Origin of the sequence: Bradyrhizobium valentinum (genome assembly GCF_001440405.1) — a bacterium.
GTDB lineage: Bacteria > Pseudomonadota > Alphaproteobacteria > Rhizobiales > Xanthobacteraceae > Bradyrhizobium > Bradyrhizobium valentinum.
Genome location: NZ_LLXX01000042.1, coordinates 1 through 14,953, shown reverse-complemented (window position 1 = coordinate 14,953; position 14,953 = coordinate 1). Strand labels below are relative to the sequence as shown.

Sequence of the window (14,953 nt, the reverse complement as noted above, 5' to 3'; positions counted from 1 at the left end):
ACAACCTCATTCTGGCACACTGATGCCGTAGGGGGCCGTCCACCCCATCAACCACCGGCGCGAATTGTAGCGAAGGCAACTGACCCCATCGCGTCACGGATGGGCCGCGGCGTATGGGTCCCGGCTCAAGGCCGGGACGACGTAGGGTGTCTTATCCCTCCACAAACTCCTCGCGCCGATAGCCCTGCGCATACAACAGCGCCGTGAGGTCGCCGTAGTCGATCCGCGCGGCAGCGGCAGCGGCGACCGCAGGCTTGGCGTGATAGGCGACGCCAAGGCCGGCCGCCTCGATCATGCCGAGGTCGTTGGCGCCGTCGCCGGTCACCAGCGTATCGATCTCATCGAGATCGAAGGATTCGCGCAGATCGATCAGCGTCGCGAGCTTGGCGGCGCGGCCGAGGATCGGCTCGGCCACTTCGCCGGTGAACTTGCCGTCGCGGGTCATCAATTCGTTGGCTCGGTTCTCCTGGAAGCCGATCTTGGCGGCGACCGCATGGGTGAACAGCGTGAAACCGCCCGAGATCAGGCAGGTCCAGGCGCCGTTGGCGCGCATGGTCATGACCAGCTCCCGTCCGCCCGGCGTCGGCGTGATACGTTTTGCCAGCACCTCGTCGACCACGCTGACCGGCATGTCCTTCAGCAGTGCGACGCGCTCGCGCAGCGCCGGCTCGAATTCGATCTCGCCGCGCATCGCCCGTTCGGTGATGGCGGCGACGTGCGCCTTGAGCCCGGCGAAATCGGCCAGCTCGTCGATGCATTCCTGGCCGATCATGGTGGAATCCATGTCCGCCAGAAAAAGCTTCTTGCGCCGGAAGGCCGCAGGCTGCACGACGATGTCGATCGGGAGATCGCCGCGCGCCTGTTGCAGGCGGGCTTCGATCGCCTTGATATCGTCCCGGCTGTTGCTTTGGCCCTCGAAGGGAATGTCGACGGCGACCTCGTCGAACAGCCATTGCGCCGTGCCAGGCGAGGGGAGAACGGCCAGCGCGCCGTCGACAATCGTGGTGTCGAGCGCGGGATTGGCCGGATTGCAGATGAGGGTGGCGACCAGGGACATGCAGGCGCATCAGCTAGATTTGAGCAAGGCCGTGCTTATCGCAGGGCCGACCGCCAGCGGCAAGTCGGCGCTGGCGCTCGAATTGGCGCAAAAAGCCGGCGGAATCGTCATCAACACCGATTCCATGCAGGTCTATCGCGATCTCCGCATCATCACGGCGCGGCCGACACCGGAGGAGGAGGCGCGCGTGCCGCACCGGCTCTATGGCCATGTCGACGCGTCGGTCAATTTCTCGGCGGGCGCCTGGGTGACGGATGCCGGAAAAGTGCTGGCGGAAGCGCGCGCCGCAGGACGCCTGCCGATCTTCATCGGCGGCTCCGGCCTGTACTTCAAGGCGCTGACGCGCGGTCTCTCCGCCGTGCCCCCGGTCCCGCCCGAGGTACGCGAAGCCGTTCGCGCGCGGCTGGAGCGCGATGGCGTCGAAGCGCTGCACACTGAGCTGGCGCGGCGCGATCCAATATCGGCCGAGCGTCTGAAGCCGCGCGATCGCACCCGGATTGCCCGCGCGCTGGAGGTGGTCGAAGCTACCGGCCGCGCGCTGCTGGACTGGCACCGCGAAGGCCTGCCGCCATTGCTGCCGCACGGCGAATTCAGTGCACTGTTTCTCGCGCCGGAGCGCGATCAGCTTTATGCGCGGATCGATGCGCGGTTCGAAACGATGCTGGCCGCAGGCGCGCTGGAGGAAGTCGCCGCGCTGGCCGCACGAAAGCTCGATCCGCTGCTGCCGGCGATGAAGGCCCATGGTGTGCCCGGTCTCATCCGTCACCTCCGCGGTGAGATCACGCGCGACCAGGCCGCCGAAATCGGCCGTGCAGATACCCGCCATTACGCCAAGCGGCAATTCACCTGGTTCAGGCACCAATTGCCGGAATTCGAATGGATGGCGCCGGCAGCGGCGAGGGGGTGGGTTGGCACGGTCATTCCGGGGCGCATCGAAGATGCGAACCCGGAATCTCGAGATTCCGGGTCTGGTCCTTCGGACCATCCCGGAATGACGTCAGACTAACGACGCCCCGCATGGCTGGAACCGCAAATTCCCACTCGCCGAACGCCCGGAACACAGTTACACTGCCAAAACCGCGCTAATGGCGTCCTTCCCTTGACTTCCGGGGGCCGGACGGTATAACCCGCGCAACCTTTGGGAAGTCGAGCCGCGAAATGCGTAATATTATTACCAAACTCCTTATCGTAGTCGTACCCAGGCGCACCGCCGGGGGTGGCTGAAGGCCACCCAAATTCAGGCGGTGTGCATGGGGCCTCTCGGGCCCTTTTTTATTTCCCAAAACAGACACTGAGAAAGCCGCGCCAACAGCGCATCCGGAGCAGACCATGACCGACAAGAGCCACGACCCCAATCAGATGACCGGCGCCGCGATGATCGTGCGCGCGCTCATCGATCATGGCGTCCAGCACATCTTCGGCTATCCCGGCGGCGCGGTGCTTCCGATCTATGACGAGATTTTCCAGCAGAGCGAGGTCGAGCACATCCTGGTGCGCCACGAGCAGGGCGCCGGCCATGCGGCGGAGGGCTATGCGCGCTCGACCGGCAAGCCGGGCGTCGTGCTGGTGACCTCGGGCCCTGGCGCCACCAACATGGTGACGCCGCTGACGGATGCGCTGATGGATTCGATTCCCCTGGTCTGCATCACCGGCCAAGTCCCCACGCATTTGATCGGCAATGACGCGTTCCAGGAATGCGACACCGTCGGCATCACCCGTCCCTGCACCAAGCACAACTGGCTGGTGCGCGACGTCAACGATCTGGCCAAAGTGCTGCACGAGGCGTTCTATGTCGCAACAACCGGCCGTCCCGGCCCGGTCGTGGTCGATGTCCCCAAGGACGTGCAGTTTGCGATCGGCACCTATCATCCGCCGCGCAAATCCGACGTGCATGTCTCGTATACGCCGCGGGTGAAGGGCGATGCTGCGCAGATCCGAAAAGCCGTGGCGCTATTGGCTTCCGCCAAGCGGCCGGTGATCTATTCCGGCGGCGGCGTCATCAATTCCGGGCCCGAGGCGTCGAAGCTGTTGCGCGAACTGGTCGAGGTCACCGGCTTTCCGATCACCTCGACGCTGATGGGGCTCGGCGCCTATCCCGCGACCGGCAAGAACTGGCTCGGCATGCTGGGCATGCACGGCACCTACGAGGCCAATATGACGATGCATGGTTGCGACGTCATGCTGTGCGTCGGCGCGCGCTTCGACGACCGCATCACCGGCCGCACCGATGCGTTCTCACCAGGTTCGAAGAAGATCCACATCGACATCGACCCGTCCTCAATCAACAAGAACATCCGCGTCGACGTGCCGATCATCGGCGACGCTGCCAATGTGCTGGGCGACCTCCTGCAGGTGTTCAAGGCGGAAGCCAAGAGGCCCGACATCAAGCCGTGGTGGCAGGAGATCGCCAAATGGCGCGCGCGCAATTCGCTCGCCTACAAGAAAAACAACGATGTCATCCTGCCGCAATACGCCATCGAACGCCTGTTCGCGGCAACGCGCGGCCACGATACCTACATCACGACCGAGGTCGGCCAGCACCAGATGTGGGCGGCGCAGTTCTTCGGCTTTGAGGAGCCGCATCGCTGGATGACGTCGGGCGGCCTCGGCACCATGGGCTACGGGCTGCCGGCAGCGCTCGGCGTGCAGGTCGCGCATCGCGACAGCCTCGTGATCGACATTGCCGGCGACGCCTCGGTGCAGATGACGATGCAGGAGATGTCGACGGCTGTTCAGTTTGAATTGCCGATCAAGATCTTCATCCTGAATAACCAGTACATGGGCATGGTGCGGCAGTGGCAGCAGCTCCTGCACGGCAACCGGCTGTCGCATTCTTACTCCGAAGCGCTGCCGGATTTCGTCAAGCTCGCGGATGCATTCGGCTGCGTCGGCCTGCAGGCGATCAAGCCCGGCGATCTCGACGGCGCGCTCAAGGAGATGATCAGCGTCAAACGTCCGGTGCTGTTCGATTGCCGCGTCGCGGCGCTGGAAAATTGCTTCCCGATGATTCCGTCCGGCAAGGCGCACAATGAAATGCTGCTGCCGGTGGAAGCCACCGACGAAGCCACAGCCGCGGCCTTCGCCGGCGGCAAGGCGCTGGTGTGAGGTAATCTGGTCATGCAGCGCCGGATACGAGCTCTCTTTCTTCGCCTCTCCCCGCCTGCGGGGAGAGGTCGGCACGTAGTGCCGGGTGAGGGGGAGTCTCCGCGAGTCCGTCTCTCACCGTCTCCGAGGAGGCAGCCCCTCACCCCAACCCTCTCCCCGCGAAGAGCGGGGCGAGGGAGCAAATCGTGCGTGCGGCTCGTTGGAGGAACCCATGTTTGACCTCAAGGAGCTCGAACGCGCGCACGGGATTGTGGGGAAGGCGGTGCCGCCGACGCCGGCGCATGCCTGGCCGCTGCTGGCCGAACGGCTGGGTACGCGCGTCATCGTCAAACATGAGAACCATACGCCGACCAGCGCTTTCAAGGTGCGCGGTGGACTGGTCTATCTCGACCGCCTGAAGCGTGAACGGCCCAACACGCCCGGTATCATTTCGGCGACGCGCGGCAATCACGGACAGAGTCTGGCATTTGCCGCAGGTCGTCACGGCTTGCCGGTGACGATCTATGTCCCGCACGGCAATTCGGCCGAGCAAAATCGCGCGATACGCGGATTTGGCGCCGAGCTTGTCGAGCACGGCGAGGATTTTCAGGCTGCGCGCGAGGAAGCCTATCGTCGCGCAGAGACGAATGGGTTGGAAATCGTGCCGGCCTTCCATCCCGATCTCGTCCTGGGTGTCGCGACCTATGCGCTCGAACTATTGCGAAGAGCGCCGGATCTCGACGTACTCTATGTTCCGATCGGGCAGGGCTCCGGCATTTGCGGCTGCATCCTGGCGCGTGATCTGCTTGGCCTGAAAACGGAAATCATCGGCGTGCAGTCGACCGAAGCGCCGTCTTTCGCACTGTCGTTCGCGGCCGGCGCCGTCGTGACGACCAAAACCAGCAATACGCGTGCCGATGGTGTGGCGACACGCATTCCCGACGCCGATGCGGTTGCGATCATCTGCAAGGGCGCTTCCCGCGTCGTGCAGGTGACCGACGACGAAATCGCCTCGGCGATGCGGGCCTACTGGACCGATACCCATAATCTTGCGGAAGGCGCCGGCGCGGTCGCGCTGGCGGCGGCTCTGCAGGAGAAGAAGAAACTTCAAGGCAAGCGCGTTGGACTTGTTTTGAGCGGCGGCAATATCGATTTTGACCGGTTTCGCCGCTGGGTCGGGCCGGATGCTGTTGCCGCCGATCAACCGGCGATGGCGTGACGAGAGGACATGTAAGGGGACGACAATGAACCAGCCCGCATCCGCCTACTTCCTGGAAGAGCGCCACGATCCCAACGAGACGCACACGCTGTCGGTGCTGGTGCAGAACGAGCCCGGCGTGCTCGCGCGCGTGATCGGCCTGTTCTCCGGCCGCGGCTACAACATCGAGAGTCTCACCGTCTCCGAAACCGAGAGCCAGAAGCACCTTTCCCGCATCACCATCGTCACCACGGGCACGCCGATGGTGATCGAGCAGATCAAGCACCAGCTCGACCGCATGATTCCGGTCTACCGCGTCGTCGACATGACCTTGACCGGCCGCTCGATCGAGCGGGAACTCGCGATGGTGAAGGTGCAGGGCCGTGGCGACAGCCGGGTCGAGGCGCTGCGGCTGGCGGATGCGTTCCGCGCCCGGGTGATCGACGCCACGACAGAGAGTTTTGTGTTCGAGATCACAGGCAATTCCACCAAGATCAGTCAATTTATCGATCTGATGCGCCCGCTCGGCCTTGTCGAGGTGTCGCGTACCGGGGTTGCCGCGATCGGGCGTGGGCCTGAGGGGATGTGAACATGCTGGCGCGTGACTGGTACTATACTCAAAGACGGCAGCTCGGACTCGATTCCGCGGTCGCCTCCATCTACGACCGCCATGACGACAGCGATGACCGCGCCCGTGCCGCTCTGACCATGCTCGGCGTGCAGCGCGGCTGGCGGGTGGCCGATATCGGTTGCGGCAACGGCGTACTGGCCTGCGAGGCGGCGCTGATTGGGGCCGAAGTCGACGCAATCGACATTTCACCGGCGATGCTGGCGCTGGCCAACATCCAGGCGCGCGACCGCAAGGTCGCGATCCGAACCCAGCCCGCGGGTCTATTGAGCTTCGCCTACCAGCCGAATTCCTATGATCTGATCGTCAGCGAGTTCACGTTGCATCATTTGCCGGATTTCTGGAAGGCGGTGGCGCTGGCCCGGATCTATGCCGCGCTGAAGCCCGGCGCGAATTTCTACCTGCGCGACATCGTGTTCGTCAGCATGCCCGACGGCGCCGAGCGCGATGTCGACCAGTGGGCCGATTTCACCATCAAGAACCACGATTTCCAGCGCGAAGGCGTGGTGACCCATATGCGCGACGAGTACTCGACCTTCGGCTGGGTGATCGAGCGCATGCTGACCGATATCGGCTTCACGCTGGAATCGGTCGACTATCACGCCCCGCTGCACGGCACCTATCTCCTGCGCAAACCAAAGCCGGACCAACAGAGCTAGAAAAAATGAAACCGGCCGATGTCTGCATCGCCGTGCTGGTAGCGGTAATCTGGGGGCTTGCCTTCGTGGCAAGCCGAATCGCGCTCGACGAATTCTCGCCGGAACTGATGACGACGCTGCGCTTTTCCATCGCCGCCTTGCCCTGCCTGTTCGTGCCGCGGCCCAAGGTTTCATGGTCGGTGCTGGCGTCGATCAGCTTCACGCTGTTCCTCGGCCAGTTTCTGGCGCAAGCCTTCGCCATTGCGCACGGCGTCCCCGTCGGCCTTTCCAGCGTGATCGTGCAGAGCCAGGCGCTGTTCACCATCGGCTTTGCGGCGCTGTTGTTCCGCGAGCGGCCGGGCGCGTGGCAGACCGTCGGCATCGGCGTTGCCACGGTTGGCCTGCTGATGATCTGCGGCACCGTCGGCTATGATTTCAGCGTCGGCGCCTTTGCGGTGCTGATGATCTCTCCACTCAGCTTTGCGATCGGCAACCTATTGCTGCGGCGTGCGCAGGGCGTGCCGATGTTCGACCTGTTCGCGTGGCTGTGTCTGGTCGCTGCGGTTCCGCTGTTTGCGCTGACGCTGGTCACCAATGGCCCGCAGCCGACCTGGTATGCGCTGACCCACATGTCGCTGACGGGCCTGATGTGCATGATCGGCCTTGGCGGGGTCTCGACCAGCATCGCCTACTGGTTGTGGGGCCGGCTGCTGCGGGATTACCCTGCGGCACAGGTGGTGCCGTTCGCGCTGCTGGTGCCGTTCGTCGGCTCCGCCGCTTCCAGTGTCGTGTTCGGCGAAACCTTTGGCCCGCTGCGGCTCGTCGGCATGATCACTGTGGTCGGCGGCATTGCAGTGATGCTGCTGTCGAAGCGTCCTAAGTCTTTAGAAGGCAAGGCTTCAGAAGAACAAGTTCTGCCAAAGATCGCGTGAGGCCCCCATGTCACATTCGCTGCTGATCGCCTTCGTCATGTTTGCCACCGTGATGTTCTTCACGCCGGGGCCGAACAACATCATGCTGCTCTCGTCGGGGCTGACCTACGGCTTCCGCCCGACCATCCCGCACATCATGGGGATCACGGTCGGCTTTGCCTTCATGGTCGGCGCGGTCGGTCTCGGGCTCGGGACCGTCTTCATCGCCTATCCCATTTTGCAGACCATCCTGAAATATGCCGGTGTGGCCTATCTGGTCTATCTGGCCTGGGCGATTGCGATGTCCGAGCCGCCCTCGGCGGAGCAGGACAGTCGGCGAGGCCGCCCGATGACGTTCTGGGGCGCGGCCATGTTCCAGTGGGTCAATGCCAAGGGTTGGGTCATGGTGATCGGCACCATCACCGCCTATGCGGCGATCGCGGCCTATCCCTGGAACATCGCGATCCAGGTCGGGCTGAGCCTGATCCTGGGTATCCTGTCCTGCACCGCCTGGGCTCTGTTCGGCACCGCGCTGCGGCCGGTCCTGACCTCCCGGCGGGCGGTGCGGGCCTTCAACATCCTCATGGCGGTGCTGCTCCTGGCCTCGCTCTATCCGGTCTTCATGGACGCATGATGCCGCACCGCGCCATGCATAAACGGGTTTCCTTTGACGCGGAAAATGCTCTAGACAACGCCGGAAATTCGCGGGCGACCGGCGGTCCTATTCCCCCAAATGCCTGATTAACCGGCCGTTTTGGCCATCGAATAAGGAAACGACCATGCGTGTTTATTACGATCGTGATGCCGACCTGAACCTGATCAAGGGCAAGAAGGTCGTCATCGTCGGCTATGGCAGCCAGGGCCACGCCCATGCGCTGAACCTGAAAGATTCCGGCGTCAAGGAAGTCGCGATTGCGCTGCGCAAGGGTTCGGCGTCGGCCAAGAAGGCGGAAGCCGCCGGCTTCAAGGTGATGGAAGTGGCGGAAGCCGCCAAATGGGCCGACCTCGTGATGATGCTGACCCCGGACGAGCTGCAGGGTGACATCTACCGCGAGCACCTGCACGACAACATGAAGAAGGGCGCGGCGCTGGTGTTCGCGCACGGCCTCAACGTCCACTTCAACCTGCTCGATCCCCGCGCCGACCTCGACGTGCTGATGATCGCCCCGAAGGGCCCCGGCCACACCGTGCGCTCGGAATACCAGCGCGGCGGCGGCGTGCCCTGCCTGATCGCGATCGCCAAGGACGTCTCCGGCAATGCCCATGACCTCGGCCTCAGCTACGCCTCGGCGATCGGCGGCGGCCGGGCCGGCATCATCGAGACCTCGTTCAAGGAAGAGTGCGAGACCGACCTGTTCGGCGAGCAGGTGGTGCTCTGCGGCGGCCTGGTCGAGCTGATCAAGGGCGGCTTCGAGACGTTGGTCGAAGCCGGCTACGCCCCCGAGATGGCCTATTTCGAGTGCCTGCACGAGGTGAAGCTGATCGTCGACCTGATCTATGAAGGCGGCATCGCCAACATGAACTACTCGATCTCCAACACCGCCGAGTACGGCGAATACGTCACCGGCCCGCGCATCGTCACCGACGAGACCAAGAAGGAGATGAAGCGGGTGCTGAGCGACATCCAGTCCGGCAAGTTCGCGCGCGACTGGATGCTGGAGAACAAGGTCAACCAAACCTCGTTCAAGGCGACCCGCGCCAAGCTCGCCGCCCATCCGATCGAGGAAGTCGGCGTCAAGCTCCGCGACATGATGCCGTGGATCAAGAAGGGCGCGCTGGTCGACAAGACCAAGAACTGAGTGTCAGACCTCATCCTGAGGAGGCGCGAAAGCGCCGTCTCGAAGGATGAATGGCACCAGCGGGGCCACATGGTTCGAGACGGCGCTAACGCGCCTCCTCACCATGAGGGGCTGGTATTGAAACACCAAATGTTAAGCCTTGCCCGGCAATATTCGGCGAGATCGCAATAGCGGTCTCGCCGTTTCCTTGAAGAATTGATGCTTCAAGCGCATTCTTCAACCCGCCGCTCGAAAGCGCGCCAACCGAGCCAAAACGAAGAACTGACGCTTCATGCATGTTCTCGGTGGACGCAGTTCAACAAATACATTAGCGACGGAAAAGTCAGCATTTACCGAGTCAAAGCTCGGTTGCTTAACCTGCATTCTTGCGCGCGAGACGAGAGCGATGGTCGAGACCGATGCCGGTTTCCGCATTTTCCAACATCTCATGTGCTGGCTCAGCAGCGAACCGGACTTATCCTCGCACCTCTTGGAAAGCGACGCGCGTTCCATCATCGGAACGCGCCGTACTCGCCAGCATTGCGTGGCTTTTATTGGGCCGACAAATCGACTCCGCGAAGCGTCACGACCGCCACCGCGCACGGCGTCTCTATCCCGTCGGCCAGCGATGCCACCTCGACATGCGCCACGCCGATCGTGCTGCCAACCTGGATCGCGCGGGCGCGCGCGATCAGCTTTTCGCCCTTCGCCGGGGCCAGAAAGCTGACCTGCAGGTTGATGGTCACTGCGAACCGGCCGGGCGGCATGGCCGTGGTGACCGCCCCGCCGCCGGAATGGTCGGCCAGCCCGGCGACGATGCCGCCGTGAAAGAAGCCGTTCGCCTGTAAGAGATTGTCGCTCTTCGCCAGCGACATCACCACGCGGCCGGGTTCCGCGCTCTCGACCCTGGTGCCGACGGCGCTGGTATATCCGGGGGCGTAGGTGACCCGTTCGACCAGTTCGCGGATTGCATCATACGCCATCGGTCCCTCCCGGCTGTTTGACCGGCGTCATGCTCGGACCGAGGAGAGGATTAGGCAATCTCGATTGCTCCGATATCGAGCCATAGATACTGTCTATGGATGGATCTGAAGCAGATCAGGTATTTCGTTTCTGTCGCGGAAGCGGGCAGCTTCAGCGCGGGCTCGCGCCGGGCGTTCGTCACGCAGCCGACGCTGTCGGCCGCGATCGCATCCCTCGAAGCCGAACTGGGGTGCGCATTGCTGGAGCGTCATGCGCGCGGTGTGAGGCTCACGCCGCGGGGCGAGGAGGTGCTGCAGACCGCGCGGTCGATTCTGCGCCAGACCGAACAGCTCAAGGCGGCGTCCCGCGACAAGCCGTCGGGCAGACCGCTGCGGCTTGGAATTCTGCCGACGATTTCTCCGGCCTTCGTGGCCCAATGCATTATGCGGTTGCGCGCGATCGAGCCGGGACGTTCGTGGCGAACCGAAGATGCACCCCTTCCCAAGCTCCAGCACCGGCTTGCCAATGGCCGCTATGATGTGGTCCTGACGGTTCTGGGACCTTTGGCACGCGGTCACCGGCAATCGGTGCTGGCGGAAGACCGCCAGGCATTGGCCGTTTCTGCCCGCACGTTTCCCCGCGGCCTGGTCTCCCCGGAGATATTGGCGGGTCAGCCCCTGATCGTGCGCGTACACTGCGAGCAATTGCAGTCGGCATCGCGCATTCTCGACGCGTGGAAGGTGCAGCCGAAAGTCGTCGCGCAGACGGACAGCGACGCGCGGGCGCTCGCGATGGTGGCGGCCGGCCTCGGCTTCTGCCTGATGCCGGACAGTTTCGAGCACCCCGAGGTCCGGATGCTTCGGCCCGAGGGCGTCGATTTACCCCGGCGGCTGGGCTTTGAATGGGTCAGAGGCGGCGGCGACGGCTGGCTCGATCGCGCGCTCGATCATTTGTGATCGGTTGAGGGCCTCGTGCAGTGAGGCAGATACGCGATGGGTCGACCACCGGCAAAGACGGCGGCCGACCGGCGCGGGCCAGGCTCAAGCGGACCGCATCGGCTCCTTCTCGATCCTGTTGTGCAACTGCCAGAAGCGCACGGTGCGCTGAGCCGTCTCCAGCGACAGCTTGCGGTAGTCGCGCTGCGCGATCTCCAGCGTCTGCTCGTTGACCGAAGGCATTACCGGCCGGTTGCGCAGGATCGACTCGACCGTCGGCCAGTTCAGGCGGGCCGACCGGCAGGGAATGAGGAGGAGGTCGGCGCGGGGGCCTTCCATCAGCTTGGCCGTCATTTCGATCGGCATGTCGTTGAGAACCGCAAGCGCGACGGTCACTTCGTCGAACTTGTTCGTCTCCGCGAACTTGTAGACGGCCGCATCGTCCAGCTCGTTCAGCCCCTTCATCAGCTTCACGAGTTCTTCGGCGACGCCGAAGCTGCGGCTCGGAGGCGGCGCCTCGCGGGCGATCGTGTTCAAGACCTGCTTGATCTCTTCCTGGAGCGCGGGCGGCGCGATGGCCAGCAGGCGGACGCGGACCGCGTCCTTGGCGCGGCGCAAAAGATCGCGCATGCAATTTGCCGGCAAATCGCCGCGAAGGCCGAGAATCTCGACCAGTTCGTCGTCGGCCGAGGCGCGGGCGACGATGCTGGAATAGCCTTCCTCGGAAAACTGCGCGCCGGCATTATTGGCCAGTTTGCGGATCACCTGGTCTTCGCCGCGATCGACGATGACGTCAGTCACGGCGGCGGGCAGGTTGGGCCGACCGGAAATGGCGAGCAGGTGATCCTGCCCCTTGCTGCTGGCGATCTCGACCAGCACGTCGGTCCCAAGGCGGCTGGAACTGGCGAGCACGCTGCCGGCGACCTCGATCTCGTCGTCCCAGGCCAGATGCTGGATGACCTCGAACGGGGCGTAGTCGAGCGGCGCCAGCCGTTTGGAGAGTTCGGCCTTCGCCCGCGTTTCGACGCGCGCGATCAGGAGGCAGAGTACGTCGTCGAAGACCTTGACCTGGTCGTCGCTGAGGCGTTCTCCGTCATGGAGGAAGAGGTCGGTGACCTGCCGCAGGGTTTCCACCCGGCGGGCGGATGAACCGCCTCTGACGGCATCTTCAAGTTCGGCAATGATCGAGTGCGCCGGCTGTTGCACCATTGTGGGCAGCCTGTCTGGTTGTTGATGGGTTGGCGCGCACAATGCCGAGCCGAGCCTTACACCTGCGTTAAAGGCGCGATCCGGTGGAAATACAGATCGACTGCATCTGAAACGGGCAATCCATTGGCGGCGGTCATCGCAGGCACTCCGGCATCGAAGCAGGCCGCGCATTGCGTCGCGTTCCGAATTATTTACCAAAGCGATCGGGTCGTATGCTGCGATTTCACGCGATAAATCGCCGATGTCGAACCGGATCGGGCATGTACCATCGCTTCCGGTACCCCGGTCCGGCTGCTATCCTCTCCAAACAGTTCCCGGGAAAAATCGAATAGCAACTTACCGAACAAGACGCCGTCAAGGCTGGCCGCACCCGCGGAGCAAGCTCACGAAGGCGGCGCTTAAGCATTCCTTCACGACGAACTTCATTAAACCTCTTACAAGGGCTTAGGTCATGAGATCTGTCGTCATCACCGGCGCGTCCACCGGCATCGGCTGGGCCAGTGCGAAGCTGCTGCTCGAGCGTGGCTTCCGCGTATTCGGCAGCGTGCGCAAGCAGGCCGACGCCGACCGCCTCAAGGGCGAGTTCGGCGCGAACTTCACGCCGTTGATCTTCGACGTCACCGATGAGGCGACGGTGCTGGCCGCCGCGCGCGAGGTCCGTAGCGCGCTCAACAGTGAAACGCTCGCCGGCCTCGTCAACAATGCCGGCATTGCGGTCTCCGGCCCGGTGCTCGAACTCGCCGCCGATGAATTCCGTCGCCAGATGGAGGTCAATTTCATCGGCCCGATCATTGCGACCCAGGCGTTCGGGCCGCTGCTCGGCTCCGATCCGAGCCTGAAGGGACCGAAGGGGCGGATCGTGATGATCTCTTCGGTTGCCGGCAAGAACGGCAATCCGATGACCTCGGCCTATTCCGCCTCCAAGCATGCCATCGAGGGGCTGTCGGAGAGCCTGCGCCGCGAACTGATGCTGTTCGGGATCGACGTCATCATCATTGCGCCGGGGGCGGTAAAGACGCCGATCTGGAGCAAGGCCGAGGAAGTCGACATTTCCCCTTACAAGAACTCGCCGTATTTGCCCGCGCTGGAGAAGATCCGCGCCTTTATGCTGGCGCTTGGCGCGACCGGGTTGCCGGCCGAGAAGATCGCCGAAAAGGTTTTTGACGCGCTGACGCTGCAAAATCCCAAGGTACGCTACATGATCGCGCCGGATCCGATGCGCCAGTTCATGGCCGCGGTGTTGCCCAAGCGCACCCTCGACAGGATCATCGCCAAGCGCCTGGGGCTGACGCCGCAGGGATGAAGTCGTGACGACGCGAATAGGTAAGACCCACGCCGAGTTGACTCTGCTTGCCAACGCGGCGCTTCGCGCTCAACCCGGGTGCGAAACCGCCTCCGTTCCGGCGCTGTCGGCGTTGCCCGTCCGCGAGGGGCGAAACTGGGAGATCCCCAACGTCGTACTCGGCGACAGCCTGATCAGCGATGTCGATCGTGCTGTCATCACGGTGCACCATCGGCTCGGCCGCAAGTTCTTCTTGAAGGCGGACGACTAGATCAACCAGCCTGAACGGTCTGCTTGGCCCGCGGCGCCATTGCGATCATCCGCAGCGCGAACACCGCCACCAGCGGAATCAGGAACAGCGCGTAGAGCGGCATGTCGGGAATTCGCTTGCCGAACGACACCATGAACTGAAACAGCAAATAATAGCCGCCGGCGAGATGCAACCGGCGCCAGGCGCGCGCGCCGATCGCGGCGGCGGTGCGGTCGAACGAGGTTGCGGTCATCGCGATGATGAAGGCGTAGCCGATGCCGCCGAAAATGTAGGACGCGATCGAGGTGGCCGCCGCATAGCCTATCGGGTCCATCACGGCGAAGGCCAAGATGGCGGCCGCGTGGATGGCATGCGAGGCCGCAAAGGTGACGCCGAGATAGCGGCGGTTGCGACGCAGCCATCGCGTCCACGCGTTCGGCCATATCAGCGCCAGCGCGGCGGCCGAGAAGGCGAGGCAGAACAATGCCAGTGAGGTCCGCGCGGTGAAGCGGATCACCATCCGCACGCCGTCGACCTCGAAGCCCCGCATGCCGGCGATCCAGATGCTTAAGGCCAGCAGGATCAGCGAGAGCAGGGCGAACAGCCGCCAGCCATCGAACCAGTTTTGACGCGCCTGCATGTTTTCTCCCCTGATTGCACCGTCATTGCGAGCGCAGCGAAGCAATCCATCCATCCCCGCGTTGAGGGGTGGATTGCTTCGCTGCGCTCGCAATGACGCGGATGTAGCCCATGTAATCTCTGATTACATTCGCTTGGCGGGCATCGTCAATCCGTGTAATCGGCGCTTACATTCACAAGCCGGTGATGCTAGGGGGAGGGATGCCTCCTGCAGCCAAATCGTCCGCCGGGAAATCCTCGGCCGCCAAGCCGCGCCGGCGCCCCTCCCGCGCGCCCGCGCCAAAGTCGTATCACCACGGTGATCTCCGGCGCGTCCTGATCGACGCCGCGCTGCAACTGGTCGGCGAGGGCGGGGCGGACGCGGTCAGTGTCCGCGAGGCC

The 14,953-nt window shown here is 63.7% G+C and carries 15 protein-coding genes and 1 pseudogene; 12 read left to right on the top strand and 4 right to left on the bottom strand.

The genetic code is table 11. The features are described 5' to 3' along the window. Positions 1-151: 151 nt before the first annotated feature. The gene (serB, locus tag CP49_RS07795) at positions 152-1,057 is read right to left on the bottom strand and encodes a phosphoserine phosphatase SerB (RefSeq protein WP_057849710.1); all 906 of its coding nucleotides are present in this window, start codon (positions 1,055-1,057) and stop codon (positions 152-154) included. Here serB and miaA point away from each other — a divergent pair. The 8 genes from miaA (at position 1,035) to ilvC (ending at position 9,315) form a co-directional block, all read left to right on the top strand. Further along, positions 1,035-2,063 (top strand): tRNA (adenosine(37)-N6)-dimethylallyltransferase MiaA, encoded by a 1,029-nt coding sequence (miaA, locus tag CP49_RS07790; protein WP_245310585.1) that lies wholly within the window; start codon positions 1,035-1,037, stop codon positions 2,061-2,063. The genes serB and miaA overlap by 23 nt on opposite strands. A gap of 323 nt (positions 2,064-2,386) precedes the next feature. Next, a complete protein-coding gene (locus CP49_RS07785; RefSeq protein ID WP_057849709.1) occupies positions 2,387-4,162 on the top strand; it encodes an acetolactate synthase 3 large subunit in 1,776 nt (591 codons plus the stop codon). 211 nt (positions 4,163-4,373) lie between these two features. Continuing rightward, positions 4,374-5,360 (top strand): threonine dehydratase, encoded by a 987-nt coding sequence (locus CP49_RS07780; protein ID WP_057849708.1) that lies wholly within the window; start codon positions 4,374-4,376, stop codon positions 5,358-5,360. A 25-nt stretch (positions 5,361-5,385) separates the two neighbouring features. Next, entirely contained in the window at positions 5,386-5,928 is a 543-nt protein-coding gene (gene ilvN / locus CP49_RS07775; RefSeq protein WP_057849707.1) for an acetolactate synthase small subunit, read from the top strand. 2 nt (positions 5,929-5,930) lie between these two features. Beyond that, positions 5,931-6,626, top strand: a complete 696-nt coding sequence (locus CP49_RS07770; protein WP_057849706.1) for a class I SAM-dependent methyltransferase — start codon at positions 5,931-5,933, stop codon at positions 6,624-6,626. A gap of 5 nt (positions 6,627-6,631) precedes the next feature. Then, positions 6,632-7,537 carry an EamA family transporter gene (locus CP49_RS07765; RefSeq protein ID WP_057849705.1) on the top strand — a complete coding sequence of 302 codons (906 nt, stop codon included), beginning with the start codon at positions 6,632-6,634 and terminating at the stop codon, positions 7,535-7,537. Between the two features lie 7 nt (positions 7,538-7,544). After that, a complete protein-coding gene (locus tag CP49_RS07760) occupies positions 7,545-8,150 on the top strand; it encodes a LysE family translocator (protein ID WP_057849704.1) in 606 nt (201 codons plus the stop codon). A 145-nt stretch (positions 8,151-8,295) separates the two neighbouring features. Then, positions 8,296-9,315: a ketol-acid reductoisomerase gene (ilvC, locus tag CP49_RS07755; protein ID WP_057849703.1), complete on the top strand. Its 1,020-nt coding sequence runs from the start codon at positions 8,296-8,298 to the stop codon at positions 9,313-9,315. Between the two features lie 530 nt (positions 9,316-9,845). On the opposite strand, the gene CP49_RS07750 is transcribed toward ilvC, so the two are convergent. After that, positions 9,846-10,277, bottom strand: a complete 432-nt coding sequence (locus CP49_RS07750) for a PaaI family thioesterase (protein ID WP_057849702.1) — start codon at positions 10,275-10,277, stop codon at positions 9,846-9,848. A gap of 99 nt (positions 10,278-10,376) precedes the next feature. On the opposite strand from CP49_RS07750, the gene CP49_RS07745 reads away from it, so the two are divergent. After that, positions 10,377-11,213 (top strand): LysR family transcriptional regulator, encoded by an 837-nt coding sequence (locus tag CP49_RS07745; RefSeq protein WP_057849701.1) that lies wholly within the window; start codon positions 10,377-10,379, stop codon positions 11,211-11,213. 84 nt (positions 11,214-11,297) lie between these two features. Here CP49_RS07745 and CP49_RS07740 read toward each other — a convergent pair whose 3' ends face one another. Next, positions 11,298-12,401, bottom strand: a complete 1,104-nt coding sequence (locus CP49_RS07740; RefSeq protein ID WP_057849700.1) for a DUF2336 domain-containing protein — start codon at positions 12,399-12,401, stop codon at positions 11,298-11,300. 451 nt (positions 12,402-12,852) lie between these two features. Here CP49_RS07740 and CP49_RS07735 point away from each other — a divergent pair, with 451 nt between their 5' ends. Next, complete coding sequence (locus tag CP49_RS07735; protein ID WP_057849699.1) at positions 12,853-13,704, top strand: SDR family oxidoreductase; 852 nt, start codon at positions 12,853-12,855, stop codon at positions 13,702-13,704. A 4-nt stretch (positions 13,705-13,708) separates the two neighbouring features. Beyond that, positions 13,709-13,954, top strand: coding sequence for a hypothetical protein (locus tag CP49_RS07730; RefSeq protein ID WP_057849698.1), 246 nt, complete (start codon positions 13,709-13,711; stop codon positions 13,952-13,954). Position 13,955: 1 nt separating this feature from the next. Here CP49_RS07730 and CP49_RS07725 read toward each other — a convergent pair whose 3' ends face one another. Next, positions 13,956-14,573 carry a hypothetical protein gene (locus CP49_RS07725; protein WP_057849697.1) on the bottom strand — a complete coding sequence of 206 codons (618 nt, stop codon included), beginning with the start codon at positions 14,571-14,573 and terminating at the stop codon, positions 13,956-13,958. Between the two features lie 200 nt (positions 14,574-14,773). Between CP49_RS07725 and CP49_RS46645 the strand changes: the two are divergent. Beyond that, a pseudogene (locus CP49_RS46645) lies at positions 14,774-14,953 on the top strand (TetR family transcriptional regulator); the annotation flags it as partial.

What these genes read in the sequence shown, in the direction of transcription:
- miaA (WP_245310585.1), top strand. Translation starts at nt 1,035, where the DNA reads ATGAGGGTGGCGACCAGGGACATGCAGGCGCATCAGCTAGATTTGAGC.
- CP49_RS07750 (WP_057849702.1), bottom strand. Translation starts at nt 10,277, where the DNA reads ATGGCGTATGATGCAATCCGCGAACTGGTCGAACGGGTCACCTACGCC.
- CP49_RS07765 (WP_057849705.1), top strand. Translation starts at nt 6,632, where the DNA reads ATGAAACCGGCCGATGTCTGCATCGCCGTGCTGGTAGCGGTAATCTGG.
- ilvN (WP_057849707.1), top strand. Translation starts at nt 5,386, where the DNA reads ATGAACCAGCCCGCATCCGCCTACTTCCTGGAAGAGCGCCACGATCCC.
- CP49_RS07735 (WP_057849699.1), top strand. Translation starts at nt 12,853, where the DNA reads ATGAGATCTGTCGTCATCACCGGCGCGTCCACCGGCATCGGCTGGGCC.
- CP49_RS07760 (WP_057849704.1), top strand. Translation starts at nt 7,545, where the DNA reads ATGTCACATTCGCTGCTGATCGCCTTCGTCATGTTTGCCACCGTGATG.
- serB (WP_057849710.1), bottom strand. Translation starts at nt 1,057, where the DNA reads ATGTCCCTGGTCGCCACCCTCATCTGCAATCCGGCCAATCCCGCGCTC.
- CP49_RS07725 (WP_057849697.1), bottom strand. Translation starts at nt 14,573, where the DNA reads ATGCAGGCGCGTCAAAACTGGTTCGATGGCTGGCGGCTGTTCGCCCTG.
- CP49_RS07770 (WP_057849706.1), top strand. Translation starts at nt 5,931, where the DNA reads ATGCTGGCGCGTGACTGGTACTATACTCAAAGACGGCAGCTCGGACTC.
- CP49_RS07745 (WP_057849701.1), top strand. Translation starts at nt 10,377, where the DNA reads ATGGATCTGAAGCAGATCAGGTATTTCGTTTCTGTCGCGGAAGCGGGC.
- CP49_RS07780 (WP_057849708.1), top strand. Translation starts at nt 4,374, where the DNA reads ATGTTTGACCTCAAGGAGCTCGAACGCGCGCACGGGATTGTGGGGAAG.
- CP49_RS07740 (WP_057849700.1), bottom strand. Translation starts at nt 12,401, where the DNA reads ATGGTGCAACAGCCGGCGCACTCGATCATTGCCGAACTTGAAGATGCC.
- CP49_RS07785 (WP_057849709.1), top strand. Translation starts at nt 2,387, where the DNA reads ATGACCGACAAGAGCCACGACCCCAATCAGATGACCGGCGCCGCGATG.
- ilvC (WP_057849703.1), top strand. Translation starts at nt 8,296, where the DNA reads ATGCGTGTTTATTACGATCGTGATGCCGACCTGAACCTGATCAAGGGC.